At 73.8% G+C, this 15,736-nt stretch carries 17 protein-coding genes; 6 read left to right on the forward strand and 11 right to left on the reverse strand.

The genetic code is table 11. From position 1 onward, the window contains the following. Positions 1 to 101 precede the first annotated feature (101 nt). Both nrdR and AC1DYZ_RS15920 read right to left on the reverse strand, forming a co-directional pair. Positions 102 to 617 carry a transcriptional regulator NrdR gene (gene nrdR / locus AC1DYZ_RS15915; protein ID WP_477066120.1) on the reverse strand — a complete coding sequence of 172 codons (516 nt, stop codon included), beginning with the start codon at positions 615 to 617 and terminating at the stop codon, positions 102 to 104. A gap of 431 nt (positions 618 to 1,048) precedes the next feature. Beyond that, positions 1,049 to 1,450: a LysM peptidoglycan-binding domain-containing protein gene (locus AC1DYZ_RS15920; RefSeq protein WP_477066121.1), complete on the reverse strand. Its 402-nt coding sequence runs from the start codon at positions 1,448 to 1,450 to the stop codon at positions 1,049 to 1,051. On the opposite strand from AC1DYZ_RS15920, the gene AC1DYZ_RS15925 reads away from it, so the two are divergent. Continuing rightward, the gene (locus AC1DYZ_RS15925) at positions 1,449 to 1,628 is read left to right on the forward strand and encodes a hypothetical protein (protein ID WP_477066122.1); all 180 of its coding nucleotides are present in this window, start codon (positions 1,449 to 1,451) and stop codon (positions 1,626 to 1,628) included. The two genes, AC1DYZ_RS15920 and AC1DYZ_RS15925, sit on opposite strands and share 2 nt — an antisense overlap. Positions 1,629 to 1,800: 172 nt before the next feature. Beyond that, complete coding sequence (gene lexA, locus AC1DYZ_RS15930; RefSeq protein ID WP_477066123.1) at positions 1,801 to 2,553, forward strand: transcriptional repressor LexA; 753 nt, start codon at positions 1,801 to 1,803, stop codon at positions 2,551 to 2,553. 46 nt (positions 2,554 to 2,599) lie between these two features. Here lexA and AC1DYZ_RS15935 read toward each other — a convergent pair whose 3' ends face one another. From AC1DYZ_RS15935 to hflX, 3 genes are read right to left on the reverse strand one after another with little or no spacing between them, the layout of a single operon-like run. Continuing rightward, positions 2,600 to 3,601: an L-lactate dehydrogenase gene (locus AC1DYZ_RS15935; RefSeq protein WP_477066124.1), complete on the reverse strand. Its 1,002-nt coding sequence runs from the start codon at positions 3,599 to 3,601 to the stop codon at positions 2,600 to 2,602. 33 nt (positions 3,602 to 3,634) lie between these two features. Further along, positions 3,635 to 5,707, reverse strand: a complete 2,073-nt coding sequence (locus AC1DYZ_RS15940; protein ID WP_477066125.1) for an ATP-dependent DNA helicase — start codon at positions 5,705 to 5,707, stop codon at positions 3,635 to 3,637. A 29-nt stretch (positions 5,708 to 5,736) separates the two neighbouring features. Beyond that, positions 5,737 to 7,260: a GTPase HflX gene (gene hflX / locus AC1DYZ_RS15945; RefSeq protein ID WP_477066126.1), complete on the reverse strand. Its 1,524-nt coding sequence runs from the start codon at positions 7,258 to 7,260 to the stop codon at positions 5,737 to 5,739. Positions 7,261 to 7,364: 104 nt separating this feature from the next. Between hflX and AC1DYZ_RS15950 the strand changes: the two genes are divergently transcribed. Together AC1DYZ_RS15950 and AC1DYZ_RS15955 are read left to right on the forward strand one after the other, a co-directional pair. After that, complete coding sequence (locus AC1DYZ_RS15950) at positions 7,365 to 7,970, forward strand: class I SAM-dependent methyltransferase (RefSeq protein ID WP_477066127.1); 606 nt, start codon at positions 7,365 to 7,367, stop codon at positions 7,968 to 7,970. Then, positions 7,967 to 9,349: an MFS transporter gene (locus AC1DYZ_RS15955; RefSeq protein WP_477066128.1), complete on the forward strand. Its 1,383-nt coding sequence runs from the start codon at positions 7,967 to 7,969 to the stop codon at positions 9,347 to 9,349. Before AC1DYZ_RS15950 ends, AC1DYZ_RS15955 begins: the two co-directional genes overlap by 4 nt. Here the strand turns inward: AC1DYZ_RS15955 and AC1DYZ_RS15960 are convergent. From AC1DYZ_RS15960 to AC1DYZ_RS15980, 5 genes are read right to left on the reverse strand one after another with little or no spacing between them, the layout of a single operon-like run. Then, positions 9,298 to 9,627 carry a TlpA family protein disulfide reductase gene (locus tag AC1DYZ_RS15960; RefSeq protein WP_477066129.1) on the reverse strand — a complete coding sequence of 110 codons (330 nt, stop codon included), beginning with the start codon at positions 9,625 to 9,627 and terminating at the stop codon, positions 9,298 to 9,300. The genes AC1DYZ_RS15955 and AC1DYZ_RS15960 overlap by 52 nt on opposite strands. Next, a complete protein-coding gene (dapF, locus tag AC1DYZ_RS15965) occupies positions 9,624 to 10,580 on the reverse strand; it encodes a diaminopimelate epimerase (protein ID WP_477066130.1) in 957 nt (318 codons plus the stop codon). The genes AC1DYZ_RS15960 and dapF overlap by 4 nt, the downstream gene beginning before the upstream one ends. After that, positions 10,577 to 11,545, reverse strand: coding sequence for a tRNA (adenosine(37)-N6)-dimethylallyltransferase MiaA (gene miaA, locus AC1DYZ_RS15970; RefSeq protein ID WP_477066131.1), 969 nt, complete (start codon positions 11,543 to 11,545; stop codon positions 10,577 to 10,579). The genes dapF and miaA overlap by 4 nt, the downstream gene beginning before the upstream one ends. Positions 11,546 to 11,549: 4 nt before the next feature. Then, positions 11,550 to 12,062 (reverse strand): type III secretion system chaperone family protein, encoded by a 513-nt coding sequence (locus AC1DYZ_RS15975; RefSeq protein WP_477066132.1) that lies wholly within the window; start codon positions 12,060 to 12,062, stop codon positions 11,550 to 11,552. A 36-nt stretch (positions 12,063 to 12,098) separates the two neighbouring features. After that, positions 12,099 to 12,857, reverse strand: a complete 759-nt coding sequence (locus tag AC1DYZ_RS15980; RefSeq protein ID WP_477066133.1) for a class III extradiol ring-cleavage dioxygenase family protein — start codon at positions 12,855 to 12,857, stop codon at positions 12,099 to 12,101. A gap of 87 nt (positions 12,858 to 12,944) precedes the next feature. Between AC1DYZ_RS15980 and AC1DYZ_RS15985 the strand changes: the two genes are divergently transcribed. Together AC1DYZ_RS15985 and AC1DYZ_RS15990 are read left to right on the forward strand one after the other, a co-directional pair. Further along, a complete protein-coding gene (locus tag AC1DYZ_RS15985) occupies positions 12,945 to 13,538 on the forward strand; it encodes a type III secretion system chaperone family protein (protein ID WP_477066134.1) in 594 nt (197 codons plus the stop codon). Continuing rightward, on the forward strand, positions 13,535 to 14,056 hold the full coding sequence (locus AC1DYZ_RS15990) for a type III secretion system chaperone family protein (RefSeq protein WP_456825265.1): 522 nt from the start codon (positions 13,535 to 13,537) through the stop codon (positions 14,054 to 14,056). Before AC1DYZ_RS15985 ends, AC1DYZ_RS15990 begins: the two co-directional genes overlap by 4 nt. Positions 14,057 to 14,063: 7 nt before the next feature. Here the strand turns inward: AC1DYZ_RS15990 and miaB are convergent, their stop codons facing one another. Beyond that, complete coding sequence (gene miaB / locus AC1DYZ_RS15995) at positions 14,064 to 15,629, reverse strand: tRNA (N6-isopentenyl adenosine(37)-C2)-methylthiotransferase MiaB (RefSeq protein WP_477066135.1); 1,566 nt, start codon at positions 15,627 to 15,629, stop codon at positions 14,064 to 14,066. Positions 15,630 to 15,736: the final 107 nt, after the last annotated feature.

Raw genomic sequence — 15,736 nt, forward strand, 5'->3', positions numbered from 1 at the left:
GCCGACAGGCGGCGAGCCGTGCTCGAGCTCGTCAGGCCGTGCGGGCGACCTCGTCCTGCGGCGCTACGGTCTCGTCGAGCCCATCGCCGTTCTCGGTGCCGTCAGGTCGTGCGCGCGGCCTCGTCCTGCGGCTCGACGGTCTCGTCGGGCTCCTCGCGGTCCTCGGTGCCGTCACGCTCGGCACGCAGGACCGTGATCGCCGCCTCGAAGTCCTCCAGGGAGTCGAACGCCTGGTACACGCTGGCGAACCGCAGGTAGGCCACCTCGTCGAGCTCCCGCAGCGGCCCGAGGATGGCGAGCCCGATCTCGTAGGCGTCGATCTCCGCCGAGCCCGCGCTGCGCAAGGTTTCCTCGACCTTCTGAGCCAGGAGCGCGAGGTCGTCCTCGCTCACCGGGCGGCCCTGGCAGGCCTTGCGCACCCCACCCGCGATCTTCTCGCGGCTGAACGGTTCCGTGGCGCCGGACCGCTTGACCACCGACAGGCTGGCGGTCTCGACCGTGGTGAACCGACGGTTGCAGTGCGGGCACTGGCGCCGGCGTCGGATGGTCGACCCGTCGTCCGAGGTCCGCGAGTCGACGACCCGCGAGTCCGGGTGACGGCAGAACGGACAGTGCACCGTGATCCCCTTCGAGCTGGCACGCCCGGCCGAGAGGTCGGCCGGCGGCGATGGCGTCGGAACGCCCCCGTGACGCTAGGCCACGGTCTGCGACGGTGCAAGGTCGACCCGCGCCGGCAGAGAGGCTGCGTCGGCCCGGACACACGCCAGCGACGGAAGGAACGAAGAAGGACGCACGAAGGGCGGCCATCCAAGATGGCCGCCCTTCGCGGGGACGCCCCCGTCCCTTGTCACGGGCCGACTCGCCTCGGCGCCGCGCAATACTGCGGGTCAGAGCGAGATGCTCACGCACCCTGGGTCCCGCACCTCCGGCAAGCCCCCCAGCTCGCCTTGTGAGGTAAGGCTAACCTAGCAAGCGAGGTCGAGGGTGACAACCGCGTCGCCGGCAGGCTGCGCCCGACCTTCCCTCCGTCTGCCTGACCCGGTGGGCCTCAGCCCGCCGGGACGACGATGACCTGACCGGCCATGAGGCCGGCGTCGGGCAGCTCGTTGAGGCGGACCAGGTCGAACACCACGTCCCGGACATCCTCGGACGGGCCGGCGACCGACGCGGCGATCTCCCAGAGGGTCTCCCCCGGCTCGACCGTGTGCCGCACGACCTCCTGCGCGCCCACCGGACCGTCGGCGGCGGCGCGGCTGCCGAGCAGCGTCACGAGAGCGACAACCACGGCGGCAAGGACCCAGAGCACGGCGCGGCCGCGGGCGGTGAGGCGGAGGTGCGCCGCTGCAGGTCGACCGGCGTCAGACGCGCGGATCGCAGCCGCGGTCCGACGCGCGCCGGCCGTGCGGGCCGCGGTGCTCGGCCGTGTGCTCGGCGTCGCGAAGCTCGACATGCTCGGCAAGGTCGGCATCGCGGGTCCCATCACCATCGCGCTCATCAAGTCTCTCGTTTCCTGCTCGGCCCGGGCTCCCGGGGTACCGCTGATCGTCGAACGCCTGTTCGTCGAACGTCTGTACGATGTCTACCAGCATCCGGTGACACTGTCGAGACACGATCGAACAGATGTTTGATCTTCGGTCCCGACATCCCTAGGCTGGCGATGCAGCACAAGCGCACCACGAGCCACTGACACGCCCGCCCCGAGCTTCCCGTCGGCGCAGGTCAGGAGCCCGGGGACGCCGGTGGAGCAGGCGAGGAGGCGGAGCGGGCCGAGAGGCGGCCGCCCGACGGAGGAGGAGCGCAGTGACGGACTCACGGGACACGTCCCAGCCCGAGCAGGACCTGGCGACGATCCACGCGCTGCCGGACAGCGCGCCGGGTCCGGACGGCCTGACGGCGCGTCAGCGGCTGGTGCTCGACACGATCCGGTCGTCGGTCGAGTCCCGCGGGTACCCGCCGAGCATGCGAGAGATCGGCGAGGCCGTCGGTCTGACCAGCCCGTCCAGCGTCAAGCACCAGCTCACGGCGCTCGAGCGCAAGGGCTACCTGCGCCGGGACCCCAACCGCCCCCGCGCCATCGAGGTCGTGCACGCGGACGACTCGCGCGGCGTCGGCACCTGGACCGCGCCCGACGGCAGCCGCTCCCACTTCCCGGACCAGGCCGACGGCGAGCGGATGCCGGCCCCGTCCTACGTCCCCGTCGTCGGTCGGATCGCGGCGGGCGGCCCCATCCTCGCCGAGCAGGTGGTGGAGGACGTCTTCCCACTCCCCCGCCAGCTGGTCGGGGACGGCGACCTGTTCCTGCTCAAGGTCGCGGGCGACTCGATGATCGACGCCGCGATCTGCGACGGCGACTGGGTCGTGGTCCGTCGGCAGCCCGTCGCCGAGCAGGGCGAGATCGTCGCGGCCATGATCGACGGCGAGGCCACGGTCAAGACGCTCAAGCGCATCGACGGCCACGTCTGGCTCATGCCGCACAACCCGGCGTACTCGCCGATCCCCGGCGACGAGTCGACCATCCTCGGCCGCGTCGTCAGCGTGCTGCGCAGCCTCTGACGCACCTGCCGGGCCACCCTCCGACGAGGGCGGCCCGGCAGGTCACTCAGAACCCGAACTGCCGCGCGACCGAGCGCACCGCATCGGCCGACTTCCGCAGGCCCGCGAGCTCGTCCCTGGACAGCGGCACCGGGAGGCGTTCGCCCACGCCGTGCGCTCCGACGATGGCGGGAACCGACAGGCACACGTCGCTGATGCCGTGGAAGTCGTCGAGCAACGACGAGACGGGAAGGACCCGGCCCTCGTCCTTGACGATGGCCTCGATGATCCGCGACCCGGCCAGCGCGACCGCGTAGTTCGTCGCGCCCTTGCCCTCGATGATCCGGTAGGCGGACTCGACGACCTCGCGGGTGATGCTCTCCCGGACGTCGGCCGTGAGCGGGCCGGAGCCGCCCGCCCCGGTCCACTCGAGCAGCGGGACGGACCCGATGCTGGCGGACCCCCAGAGCGGGAGCTCCGTGTCGCCGTGCTCGCCGGCGATGTAGGCGTGCACGTTCTGCACGGCGACGCCCGTGTGCTGCGCGATGAGGTAGCGCAGCCGCGAGGAGTCCAGCACGGTGCCCGAGCCGAAAAGCTGGGCCGGCGGCAGGCCGGAGATCTGCAGCGCCGCGTAGGTGACGACGTCGACGGGGTTGGTCACCATCACGTAGACCGCCTCGGGCGCGACCTCCACCAGCGCCGGGAGCACCTTGCGGACCAGCCCGATGGTCGCTTCCGCGAGCTCGAGCCGGGACTGCCCCGGCTTCTGCTTCGCACCCGCCGTGAACATCACGACGTCCGCGTCCGCGCACACGGCGATGTCGTCGGAACCCACGACCTGCGCCATCGGCATGAACTGGATGCCGTGCCCGAGGTCGAGCGCCTCCGCCTCGACCTTCGCCGCGTTGATGTCGTACAGGGCCACCGAGCGGGCGGCCCCGCGCATCAGCGCGGCGTACGCCATCGTCGATCCGACGGCCCCCGCGCCCACGATCGCGAGCTTCGACGTGCGGCGCGCGCTCCGATAGGGGGCCATGCCGACGTCTTCCATGTCCAGGCTCTCGGTCATCTTGCGTACCTCCGGGTCGTCGACCCGACGAGGCTATCCGGCGGTGGCGAGCCGCTGCAGCGCGGAGACGGCGACGGCGCGGTMGGTGGTCCGCCAGAAGTCGGGCAGCGACCGCGTCAGGAAGCTGCCGTAGCCGGCGGTCGCGAGCCGGGGGTCGAGCACGGCGACGACCCCCCGGTCCTCACTGGTCCGGATCAGCCGACCGGCGCCCTGGGCGAGCAGGAGGGCGGCGTGGGTGGCGGAGACCGCGAGGAAGCCGTTGCCGCCCGCCGCCTCGATCGCGTCCGAGCGGGCGGAGGTCACGGGGTCGTCGGGCCGCGGGAAGGGGATGCGGTCGATGAGGACGAGCCGGCAGGTGGCGCCGGGGACGTCGACGCCCTGCCAGAGCGACAGGGTGCCGAACAGGCAGGTGGGCTCGTCGGCGATGAACTGCGAGACGAGCGTCGGCAGCTGGTCGTCGCCCTGGACGAGGATCGGGACGTCGAGGCGCTCCCGCATGGCGGCCGCGGCCGCGATGGCCGCGCGGCGCGACGAGAACAGGCCCAGGGTCCGGCCGCCGGCCGCGGTGATGAGCTCGGCGATCTCGTCCAGCTGTGCGTCGGTGGCCGGCTCGCGGCCGGGCTTCGGCAGGTGCCGCGCGAGGTAGAGGATCCCCTGCTTCGGGTAGTCGAAYGGGCTGCCGACGTCGAGCCCGCGCCAGGGCTGGCCGGCGGGCGCGGCGCTCGGTGCGCCGGCCAGCGAGGTGGGCCCGACCGGCTCGGCGTCGGGGCGCACCTCGAGGCCCACCGCGCGGGCGATCGGGTCGAACGAGCCGCCGAGCTCCAGGGTGGCCGACGTGAGCACGCCCGAGCGGCCCGCGAGCAGGTGGGTGCGGATGAGGCCGTTGACCGCGAGCGGCGCGGCGTAGAGGCGGGTGAGCATGCTGCCGCGGCGGTCTTCGCTGCGGGAGCACCACAGCACGGTGTGCCGGTTGTCGTCGGGGTCCGCGGCCATCCGGTCGGCCACCTCGTGGAGCGCGAGCATGGTCGCCTGGGCCATCTTGCGGCCACCCTCGGCGGGCGCGCTCGGCCCGGACTCGGGCTTGAGCACGCTGAGCAGCGCCCGCGTGGCGTCGCGCACGCTGGCCACCGCGTCGCGGGCGGCGGGCGGTAGGCCGTCCCGGAACCGCGCCTCGGGCAGGCCGACGAGCACCGTCGCCAGTGCCTGGCTGGCCGAGTCGAGGTCCGTCGTCGGGACCCCGCCGTGCCGTCGGGCCAGGCGGGCGGCGTGCTCGATGGTGGCCACCGACAGCTCGGAGGTCGCCTGGGCGGTCACCCGGTCCGTGAGCTCGTGGGCCTCGTCGACGACGAGCACCTGGTGCTCGGGCAGCACTCCGGGCGACCCCGACGCGGCGATCCCGAGCATCGCGTGGTTGGTGACGACCACGTCCGCCTCGCGCGACGCGGCCTTCGCCTTCTCGGGGAAGCACTCGGCGAGCATCGGGCACTTGCCGCCGAGGCACTCCAGCGACGTGACCGAGACCTGCCGCCACGCCTGCGCGGTCACGCCGGGCACGAGGTCGTCGCGGTCCCCGGTCTCGGTCTCGTCGGCCCACTCGCGCAGCCGCAGCACCTGCTCGCCCAGGCTCTCGGTGGGGCCGGTCGCGCCAGTGCGAGCGGGCGCCGGGTGCTCGGCCGCGCCGGCGTGCTCGCCGAGGTCGAAGAGCGTGCCCGTGTCGTCGTCGGGGTACCCGCCCGCGACCTTGTGCACGCAGAGGTAGTTGTGCCAGCCCTTGAGCAGCGCGATCGACGGCGTCCGCGGGAGGTGTGGTTCGAGGGCCTTCGCGACGAGCGGCAGGTCCCTCGTGATGATCTGCCGCTGCAGCGCGAGCGTGGCCGTCGAGACGACCACGTGCTCGTTCTCGAGGACGGCGTGCCGCAGCGCGGGCACCAGGTACCCGAGCGACTTGCCGGTGCCGGTCCCCGCCTGGACGAGCAGGTGCTCGCCCTTCTCGATGGTCTCCGCGACKGCCACCGCCATCTGGTGCTGGCCGTCACGACGGACGCCACCGAGCGCCTCGACCGCGACGTCGAGCAGGTTGTCGACGGAGGGGTCGGCGTCTGGCACCGCGTCAGCCTAGTGGCGGCCGACGACGCTCACGGACGCGCGAGCGCGGCCGCCTCGAGCTCGGAGGCCAGGCCCGCGTCGACGCGCGCGCGGATCGCCGTCCCGTCGGCCGTGTGCTCCTCGGCCTGGATGTCGCCGTGCTCGTGCACCCGGCTGATCAAGTCACCGCGGTGGTACGGCACGACCAGGTCGACGGCCACGCCGGGGCGCGGGAGCTGGTCGGCGACGAGCGCCTGCAGCTCGTCGATGCCCTCGCCGGTGTGCGCCGACACGACGATCGAGTGCACCTCGCGCGACCGCAGGCGGGCGATCGCCTCGGGCGTGGCCAGGTCGGCCTTGTTGAGCACGATGATCTCGGGCACGTCCATGGCGCCCGGGATGTCCGCGAAGACGTGCCGGACGGCCGCGATCTGACCCTCCGGGTCGGGGTGCGAGGCGTCGACCACGTGCAGGATCAGGTCGGCGTCGGCGACCTCCTCCAGCGTCGAGCGGAAGGCCTCGACCAGCTGGTGCGGGAGCGCCCGGACGAAGCCGACGGTGTCCGCGAGCGTGTAGACCCGCCCGTCGACCGTCTCCGCGCGCCGCACGGTCGGGTCGAGGGTTGCGAACAGGGCGTTCTCGACGAGCACCCCGGCATGCGTCAGCCGGTTGAGCAACGACGACTTGCCCGCGTTGGTGTAGCCGGCGATGGCGACCGACGGGATCGCGTGCTTCTTGCGCGACGTCCGCTTGGTCACGCGGGCGGGCTCCATCGCCGCGATCTCCCGGCGGAGCTTGGCCATGCGGTTCCGGATGCGCCGGCGGTCGAGCTCGATCTTGGTCTCACCGGGACCGCGCGAACCCATGCCCGCGGCGGCGCCGCCGACCTGGCCACCGGCCTGCCGGGACATCGAGTCGCCCCAGCCGCGCAGGCGCGGCAGCAGGTACTCGAGCTGCGCGAGCTCGACCTGCGCCTTGCCCTCCCGCGACTTGGCGTGCTGGGCGAAGATGTCGAGGATCAGCGCGGTCCGGTCGATGACCTTGACGCGCACGATGTCCTCCAGCGCGCGACGCTGGGACGGGGCGAGCTCGCCGTCCACGACGACGGTGTCCGCGCCGACGGCCGCGACCAGCGCGGCCAGCTCCGACGCCTTGCCGGAGCCGAGGTACGTGCCCGGGTCCGGCTTCTGCCGGCGCTGGAGCAACCCGTCGAGCACCTCCGAGCCGGCCGTCTCGGCCAGCTGCGCGAGCTCGCGCAGGGAGATCTCCGCGTCCGTGACGGTCCCGGACCCCCAGACACCGACGAGGACGACCTTCTCCAGGCGCAGCTGGCGGTACTCGACCTCGGTGACGTCCTGGAGCTCGGTGGACAGGCCGGCGACGCGGCGCAGCGACGTGCGCTCCTCGAGCTCCAGCTGGTCCCCGTCGTAGGACGAGTGCACCGTGCCACCGGCGTGCAGCGAACTCCCCGCCCGGGCGAGCACCCGGGCGACGACGTCGTCGGCCACGTCCTGGGCAGAACGCTCGAGGGGGGCGTCGTCGGTCTCGCGGGTGATGGGCTGCGGGTCGGTCAAGGGTTCCTCTTCTCGTGCGGTGCCTCCAGGGTCGCACGCCCGCTCGGAGGCGGACGAGGTATTTCGCTGCGGGCCGAGCGCGCGGTCCTGGGTATCGTCGGCGGGTGAGCCAGCCCGACCACTACTTCACCGCCCAGCCGGCCTCGCCCGACGAGCGACGGCTCCTGCGCGTCTGGCTCGCCGGGCGGGATGTCGAGGTGGAGACCGCCGGCGGCATCTTCTCCCCGGACCACGTGGACCTCGGCACCCGGGTGCTCCTGGACCACGTCCCGGCGCCCCCGACCGAGGGCGACCTGCTGGACCTCGGCTGCGGCTGGGGCCCGATCGCGCTGACCCTCGCGCTGCAGTCCCCCGGCGCCCGGGTCTGGGCGGTCGACGTCAACGAGCGCGCCCTGGACCTCACGCGGCGCAACGCCGACCGGCTCGGCGTGACCAACCTCCACGCGGTCACGCCCGACGGTGTCCCCGCGGACGTGGTCTTCGCGGCCATCTGGTCGAACCCGCCGATCCGGGTYGGCAAGGACGCCCTCCACGCCATGCTCCGGCTGTGGCTCGGTCGACGCGCGCCGGGCGGCGAGGCGCACCTGGTCGTCGGCAAGAACCTCGGTGCCGACTCGCTGCAGCGCTGGATCGCGGCGGAGCTGGGTGTCGACGTCGAGCGGACCGCGAGCGCCAAGGGCTTCCGGGTGCTCGCCGTGCGCGACCGATGAACGACTGGAAGGCGCTGCGCCCGACCACCTGGAGCCTGGTCGCGCTCATCTTCATGGTGGCGTTCGAGTCGCTGGCCGTGACCACGGTGATGCCGACGGTGTCGAACGCGCTGAACGGCGCCTCGTTGTACGCGTTCGCGTTCGCCGGACCGCTGGCCACCGGCGTGGTCGGGATGGTGCTCGCCGGCCCGTGGAGCGACCGCAGCGGGCCGCGCACCCCGCTTCTGGTCGCCGTCGGCCTGTTCACGGTGGGCATCCTCGTCGCGGGGTCGGCGCCCACCATGGGCGTGCTCGTTGCGGGTCGCCTGCTCCAGGGACTGGGCGGTGGCGCGATGACCGTCGCGGTCTACGTCGTCGTGGCCCGGCTGTACCCCGCGCTGCTGCACCCGCGGGTGTTCGCCTGGTTCGCGGCCGCGTGGATCGTGCCCTCGCTCGTGGGTCCTGCCGGGGCGGGCGCCGTGGCACAGCACGTCGGGTGGCGCTGGGTGTTTCTCGGCGTCGCGCTCCTGGTGGTGCCGACGACGCTGGTGCTGGTCCCGGCGCTGCGCAGGATCGGGCCGCCGGAGACGCGCGGCGACGCGGYGCCGCGTGGGCGGGTCGCGTGGGCGGCCCTGGCCGCGGCAGCGGTGCTCGGGCTCAACCTGGCCGCCCAGGTGCCGCTGCCGTGGGCTGCGCTGGTGGCGATCGGTACGGCCGTCGCGGCCCTCGTCGCGCTCCGCGGGGTGGTGCCGCCGGGCACCCTGCGCGCGGCCCCGGGCCTGCCGAGCGTCGTCGCGACGCGTGGGCTGGTCTCGGGGGCATTCCTCGGGGCGGAGGTGTACCTCCCCTACCTGCTGACGGAGAGGTACGCGTTCTCGCCGACGACGGCCGGGATCGCGCTGACCTTTGCCGGCGTCGCGTGGGCTGGCACGTCGTGGTTCCAGGGCCGTCTCGGGGACCGGCTGCCGCACCGCACGGCCGTGGTCGTCGGCTCGGTCCTGGTCGCCGTGGCGGTCGCCGGCGTCGTGGCCGTCGCGGCCGCCCATCTCCCACCGGCGGTCGCGATCGCCTCGTGGACCCTGGCCGGCGCGGGGATGGGCCTCGTCTACACGCGTCTGACCGTCCTGGTGCTGGCGTACTCGACGCCGGGTAACCAGGGCGTCAACAGCTCCGCGCTGTCGATCGCCGACTCCATCGGCGCGGCCCTCGCCCTCGCGCTGACGGGGCTGGCGTTCAGCGCGGCAGCCGACCGCGGACCCGACGCGCCCTTCACCACAGCGCTGGCGGTCGCCGCCCTCTTCGCCGTCGGCGCGGCCCTGGTCGGACCGCGCGTGGGCAGCGGTCGGCGTCAGGCGGAGGACGCCACCGACGACGCCGCGTCGAGCGCGCTGCGCACCTGAGCGAGCGTCGGCACCCCGGACGCCCGGCGCACCACGTCTCCGCGGGCGTCGAGCACGAGGACCGTGGGCGTCACGTCGATGTCGAGGCGCTCGCCGAGCGCGGTGCGGTCCGCCACGTCGAGGTCGATGTACGCCACGCCCTGCGTCGTCGCCACGGCCCGCTCGACGACATACCGCGTGGACCGGCACGGCGCGCAGAACGTGCTGGAGAACTGCACGACCGTCGCGCGCTCGCCGAGCGGCGAACCCAGGTCGTCCGCGGTCAGGCGCGTGGTCATCGGCCGGCGGTCAGCGCGGACAGGTCGACGTCGGCCGACGCGACGAGCACCGCGGGACCGGCGAGCTCGACGTGCCCCTCGGGCAGCACGCTGACCCGGACCGTGCCGCCGGGCACGTCGACCAGCCAGACGTCCGGCGCCCCGACGCCGGCCCAGGTGCGGACCGCGAGCGCCGCGGCGCACGCTCCCGTGCCGCAGGACCGGGTCTCGCCCACGCCGCGCTCGTGCACGCGCATCCGCACCCGGCCGACCAGGGTGCCGTCGGGCGCGTGCTGCTCACCGAGCGGGACGACCAGCTCGACGTTGGTGCCGTTCGGCGGCACGGGCGTGACCAGCGGCGCGCGCGTGAGATCCGCAGCGGTCAGCTCGTCCTCGTCCATGAGGGCCAGCACGACGTGCGGGTTGCCCACGTCGACGCTCAGGCCGGCGCGCGCGACCTCCAGGCCCACGACCTCGACCTCGGCGTCCGCGCCGGCTCGGGCTGCCTCGGTGCCACCCGGCAGGTCCCAGCGCCCCATGTCGACCGCGTACCAGACGTCGTCGCCGATGCCCGCGGGCACCGGCACCTTGCGCACGCGGCGGACTCCGGCGCGCGTGCCCAACGCCAGCTCGCCGTCCGCGGGGTCCCACAAGCCGAGCCGCTCGAGGTAGGCGGCGAAGACCCGGACCCCGTTGCCGCACATCTCCGCGACCGAGCCGTCGCCGTTGCGGTAGTCCATGAACCAGCGCGCCGCGGGCTCCTCGGCGAGCGCGGTGACGCCCTCCGGCACGAGCTCGCCGGCGACCACCCGGATGACGCCGTCCCCGCCGACGCCCGCGCGCCGGTCCGCGAGCTCCCGGACGAGGGTGGCCGACAGGTCGACGCGGGCGTCGCGGTCGTCGAGCAGCACGAAGTCGTTCTGCGTGCCGTGGCCTTTGGTCACGTGCAGCGTCGGGGTGGCAACGACGGTCATGAGCCCAGGCTACGTCGTGGCGCGGGATCGTCCGTGGCCGGCCCGAGCTCGTCCGCGTCGGCCGCAGCGACGAGCGCCAGGGCCTTCGCGACGAGGTCCGGGTCCCGCGAGTCCAGCCAGTGCACCCGCGGGTCGCGGCCGAACCAGCCCATCTGCTTGCGCGCCAGCCGGCGGGTGCCCGCGGCGACCGCGGCCCGTGCCTCGTCGGCCGTCAGCTCACCGTCGAGCATCGCGAGCACCTCGGCGTAGCCGACCGCGCGGGAGGCTGTCCGGCCCAGGCCGTGCGCGCGCAGGTGCACGACCTCGTCCACCAGGCCGCGCGCCCACATGCGGTCCACCCGCGCCTCGATGCGCTCGTCGAGGACCGCACGGTCGCAGTCGAGCCCGATCTGCACCGCCGGGACCTCGTACACGTGCTGGGGCAGGCTCGCCGAGTACGGGCGCCCGGTGATCTCGATGACCTCGAGCGCGCGCACGGTGCGGCGGGCGTTGCGGGGGCCGATGCCCTCGGCGGCGACGGGGTCCTTGCCGGCCAGCTCGGCGTGCAGCGCCCGCGCACCCTCGGTCTCGACCCTCGCCTCGAGGCGCGCGCGGATCTCGGGGTCCGTGCCGGGGAAGTCCATGTGGTCCAGTAGGGCGCGCACGTAGAGTCCCGAGCCGCCCACCGCGACCGCCCGGGCGCCCCGCGCTGCGATGTCCTGGAGGGCTGAGCGGGCACGCGCCTGGTAGTCGGCGACCGACGCGTCCTCGTGCACGTCGAGCACGTCGAGGAGGTGGTGCGGGACGCCCTCGCGCTCGTCGGGCGTGAGCTTGGCGGTGCCGATGTCCATGCCGCGGTACAGCTGCATCGCGTCGGCGTTCACCACCTCGCCGCCGAGCGCGTGCGCGAGCGCGAGCCCGAGGTCGGACTTGCCGGTCGCCGTCGGGCCGACGAGCGCGACCACCCGGGACACCGCGAGGGGCACGGCGTCAGTCGATCGTCGGCCGCGCCGGGTCCGTGTACGACACGGGGGGCGCCGCCGGGGGCGGGACCGGCTGGGTCTCCGCGGCGTCCGGGTACTTCTCGTCGAGCTGCGCGAAGTAGCGCAGGGCGCTGGCGATCCCGCCGGTGATCTGCAGGTCCAGCTGCGCGTCGCTCACGCCGTGCTCGTAGTCGACGGTGTGCTCCGAGTACACGGCGACCTGCTCCATCTCGATCCGGACGTAGAGCTTGGGCCAGACCATGGTCTCCGACCACGCGTTGGCGCCCAGGAGCACGTTGCCGAACTCGGACGTCGGCACCTGGCGCGCCCAGCGGCCCCGCACCTGGAAGTACTCCTTGTCGCGGCCCATGGTGATGAACCAGAACGGGTGGCCGTCCCAGCGACCGACCAGGTCCCCGTCGGAGTCACGGCCGTATACCGAGCCGCGTGCGTCGAGCCGCGCGGCGACGCGGTCGATGGTGAGCGGCGGGAGGGTGGGCTCGGGGGCGTCGGCAGACATCAGGACCTCGGGTGTCAGGGGGTGGACAGCGAGACCCTACCCGGCGTCCCGCACGGGCTCCCAGACGAGGACGGCGTGCTGGGCGCCGAGCTCGGTGCTGGTCGCCAGCAGTCTCCCGGTGACGGCGTCGCCGGCCCCGACCGCGCCGAGCAGCACCTGCCACGGAGCCCAGCCGCGGACGGCGAGCTCGTCGGCGAGGGCCGGGTCGTCGAGCGCGAGCCGCGCGCGGGCGTCCGTACCGGCGTCGGTCAGGTCCTCGAGCAGACGGGCGTCGTGGGCCACGGCACGCGGGTCGTCGGCCAGGGGTGCATCGGGGCCGTGTCGGCCGCTCCCGGAGCCGACGACGACCAGCCCGGTCGGGCCGTCGGCGACCAGCGCGGACCCTAGCGCCGCGAGCTCGTCCGCCCGGTCTCGGCCCGTGACCTCGACAACACGCAGGTCGCGGCGGCGGTGCGCCTTGATCAGGAGATGCAGGGCGACCGCGGAGGCGATCGACGGCCCCGCCGATTCCGTGTCCGCGTCTGCGCGTCCGCCTGCGAGCGCCACGGCGTGGCTGGGCCACCAGAGCAGGTCGTCCGGGATCCCGGCCGCGCCCAGCGAGGGCCGCACGGTGCCGACGAGCTCCCGCGACGTCGGTCCGGGCGCCACGACCACGAGTGAACGGGCGCCGGACGCCACCACCTCGGCCACGGCCGCGAGCGCCGCCGTGCGCAGCCCTCGAAGCACATCGGCGGATCCCGCGGCCCCAGGCAGGAGCAGGGCGGTGTCGGGAACGAGCGCGGCACGCACGAGCATGGGGTGAACCTACGCGACGCCGGCGCGACACGGCGTCCCCCGGATGACGGCCGCCGTGTGTGGGCGAGCGCCGGTACTGTCGTGCGCATGGGGTCGTTCGGGGAACGTGCGCGGCGATGGTTCTCGGGGCGTCCGCGCCCTGAGGCGACCGACCGGCTCCCGGCGCCGGTAGCCGACGACGACGAGCTGCACGACCGGGTGGCGGAGCTCCTCGCGCGCGAGCTCGGCGTCGCGGAGCCCGCGACGGACCTGCCCACGGACGTGACCCCCGCGCGGATCGCGGCCTGGATGACCAACAACCAGTTCAGCTACTTCGTGGACAACGACGGAGACCTGGGCGGGCTGTGGCGCGGGCGGCTGTTCTATTTCTTCCTCTTCGGTGAGAAGTCCGAGATCCTCCAGGTCCGCGGGCAGTGGCACCGCGAGGTCGCCATCGAGCGCCTGGAGGAGGTGCTCGACGTGTGCAACGAGTGGAACGCCGACCGCATCTGGCCCAAGGCGTACGTGCGGGTCCGCGACAACGGGCGCGTGCACGTCGTCTCCGAGGTGGCCACCGACCTGGAGCACGGCGCGACCGACTCCCAGCTCAGCCAGATGCTCTTCTGCGGCCTGTCCACCGGCAGCATGTTCTTCGACGCCCTCGACGAGCGGTACCCGGACCCGGCGGGAGTGGCTCCGTGAGCGGCCCCGGCTGGCTGCTGCGGGTGCTCGGCGGACTGCCCAAGCCCACCAAGCGTCCGACCCCCGACGACGAGCCGCCGGGTCCGCTCACGCGCGAGCGCATCGCCGACTACCTGGTGGGCCGCGGCTACCGGTTCGTGATCGACGACGACGGCGACCTCACCGGCACGTGGGACGGGAGCCGGTTCTGGTTCCTGCTCCTGGGCGAGCAACAGGAGATCCTGCAGGTCCGTGGGCGCTGGCACCGCAGCCTGCCCCTGGACCAGCGCGAGATCGCGTCGCTCGCGGTCAATGACTGGAATCGCGAGCGGATCTGGCCGAAGGCGTACCTGCGTGAGGAGGAGGGCGTCCTCGCCCTCTACAGCGAGGTGTCGGCCGACTTCGAGCCGGGGGTCACCGACCCCCAGCTGGCGCAGCTGCTGGCCTGCGGGTTGGGCACGGGCGTGCAGATGTTCTCGTCGCTCGAGGCCGTGCTCCCGCACGACGGCGCCCCGCCGCCGGACGTGCCGGACAACTAGCCGACCGTCAGCGCCGACCGATCGTCGGCAGGCCCAGCACGACCGGGCCGGTCGGGCCGCCGGTGCCGCAGGAGTCGCCCGCGCCGCCGTGGCTGTGCTCGTCGTCGCCGTTCTGCCGGCGCTCCCACGCGTCCCCGGCCGCGGTGCGACGCACCGCGAAGGTGCCGCCGGTCAGGGCGGAGTCGGCCACGAGGTGGTACGGCGCGGCGCGCGTGACGGTCACGGCCACCAGGTCGCCCGGGCGCGGGGCGTCGGAATCCCCGCCGGGCAGCGCCAGGTGCACCAGCCGGTTGTCGGCCGCGCGCCCGGTCACGCGGTGCGTCGCGTCGTCCTTGCGCCCGTCGGCCTCGGACACGAGCACCTCGACGGTCCGGCCCACCTGCGCGAGGTTCTCCTCGTGCGAGATGCGGTCCTGCAGGGCGGTCAGGCGCAGGTAGCGCTCCTGGACGACGGCCTTGGGGATCTCGTCCGGCAGGTCGAACGCCGGGGTGCCGGGTCGCGGCGAGTACTGGAACGTGAAGGCCGAGGAGAACCGCGACGCCTCGACCACGCGCAGCGTCTCCGCGAAGTCCTCCTCGGTCTCCCCGGGGAAGCCGACGATGATGTCGGTCGTGATGGCCGCGTCCGGCATCGCGGCCCGGACGCGGTCCAGGATGCCGAGGAACTTGTCCGACCGGTACGAGCGGCGCATGGCGCGCAGGACCCGGTCGGAGCCGGACTGCAGCGGCATGTGCAGCTGCGGCATGACCGTGGGCGTCTCGGCCATCGCCGCGATGACGTCGTCGGTGAACGAGGCCGGGTGGGGCGAGGTGAAGCGCAGCCGCTCGAGCCCCTCGATCGCCCCGGCGGCGCGCAGCAGCTTGGCGAACGCAGCCCGGTCGCCGAAGCCGACGCCGTAGGAGTTCACATTCTGGCCCAGCAGGGTGACCTCGATGGCGCCCTGCGAGACGAGCGCCCCGATCTCGGCCAGGATCTCCCCCGGCCGGCGGTCGCGCTCCTTGCCGCGCAGGTGGGGCACGATGCAGAACGTGCAGGTGTTGTTGCAGCCCACGCTGATGGACACCCAGCCCGCGTAGACCGACTCGCGGCGCGTGGGCAGCGTGCTGGGGAAGACCTGCAGCGACTCCTCGATCTCCACCTGCGCCTCGGCGTTGTGCCGGGCCCGCTCGAGCAGCGTCGGCAGGACGTCGAGGTTGTGGGTGCCGAACACGACGTCGACCCAGGGCGCTCGCTCCACGATGCCCGCACGGTCCTTCTGCGCCAGGCAGCCGCCGACGGCGATCTGCATGCCGGGTCGTGCACGCTTGGTCCCGGCGAGCCGGCCCAGGTTCCCGTACAGCTTGTCGGCCGCGTTCTCCCGGACCGCGCACGTGTTGATGACGATGACGTCGGCGTCCTCCGCCGCGGCGTCCGCCGGGCTGGCCGCGACGTAGCCGGCCTGCTCGAGCATGCCCGCCATGTGCTCGGAGTCGTGCACGTTCATCTGGCAGCCGAGGGTCTTGACCAGATAGGTGCGCGCTCCGGGGGTCGCCGGCGGGGCGTACGGCAGGGCGAAGGGCAGGGTCGTGGACATCACCGCCCAGGGTACGGCGACCCGGTTGGCGGACCCGCATCGAGCCCGTGCCTTGACGATGCCGTGGCCCGATCGTGACTGGAAGCGCTCGCCAGATCGGACATTCC

The organism is Cellulomonas sp. P1_C4 (assembly GCF_056406355.1).

What these genes read in the sequence shown, in the direction of transcription:
- AC1DYZ_RS15975 (WP_477066132.1), bottom strand. Translation starts at nt 12,062, where the DNA reads ATGTCTGCCGACGCCCCCGAGCCCACCCTCCCGCCGCTCACCATCGAC.
- AC1DYZ_RS15925 (WP_477066122.1), top strand. Translation starts at nt 1,449, where the DNA reads ATGCTCGGCAAGGTCGGCATCGCGGGTCCCATCACCATCGCGCTCATC.
- miaB (WP_477066135.1), bottom strand. Translation starts at nt 15,629, where the DNA reads ATGTCCACGACCCTGCCCTTCGCCCTGCCGTACGCCCCGCCGGCGACC.
- AC1DYZ_RS15920 (WP_477066121.1), bottom strand. Translation starts at nt 1,450, where the DNA reads ATGTCGAGCTTCGCGACGCCGAGCACACGGCCGAGCACCGCGGCCCGC.
- AC1DYZ_RS15985 (WP_477066134.1), top strand. Translation starts at nt 12,945, where the DNA reads ATGGGGTCGTTCGGGGAACGTGCGCGGCGATGGTTCTCGGGGCGTCCG.
- AC1DYZ_RS15960 (WP_477066129.1), bottom strand. Translation starts at nt 9,627, where the DNA reads ATGACCACGCGCCTGACCGCGGACGACCTGGGTTCGCCGCTCGGCGAG.
- AC1DYZ_RS15980 (WP_477066133.1), bottom strand. Translation starts at nt 12,857, where the DNA reads ATGCTCGTGCGTGCCGCGCTCGTTCCCGACACCGCCCTGCTCCTGCCT.
- AC1DYZ_RS15935 (WP_477066124.1), bottom strand. Translation starts at nt 3,601, where the DNA reads ATGACCGAGAGCCTGGACATGGAAGACGTCGGCATGGCCCCCTATCGG.
- dapF (WP_477066130.1), bottom strand. Translation starts at nt 10,580, where the DNA reads ATGACCGTCGTTGCCACCCCGACGCTGCACGTGACCAAAGGCCACGGC.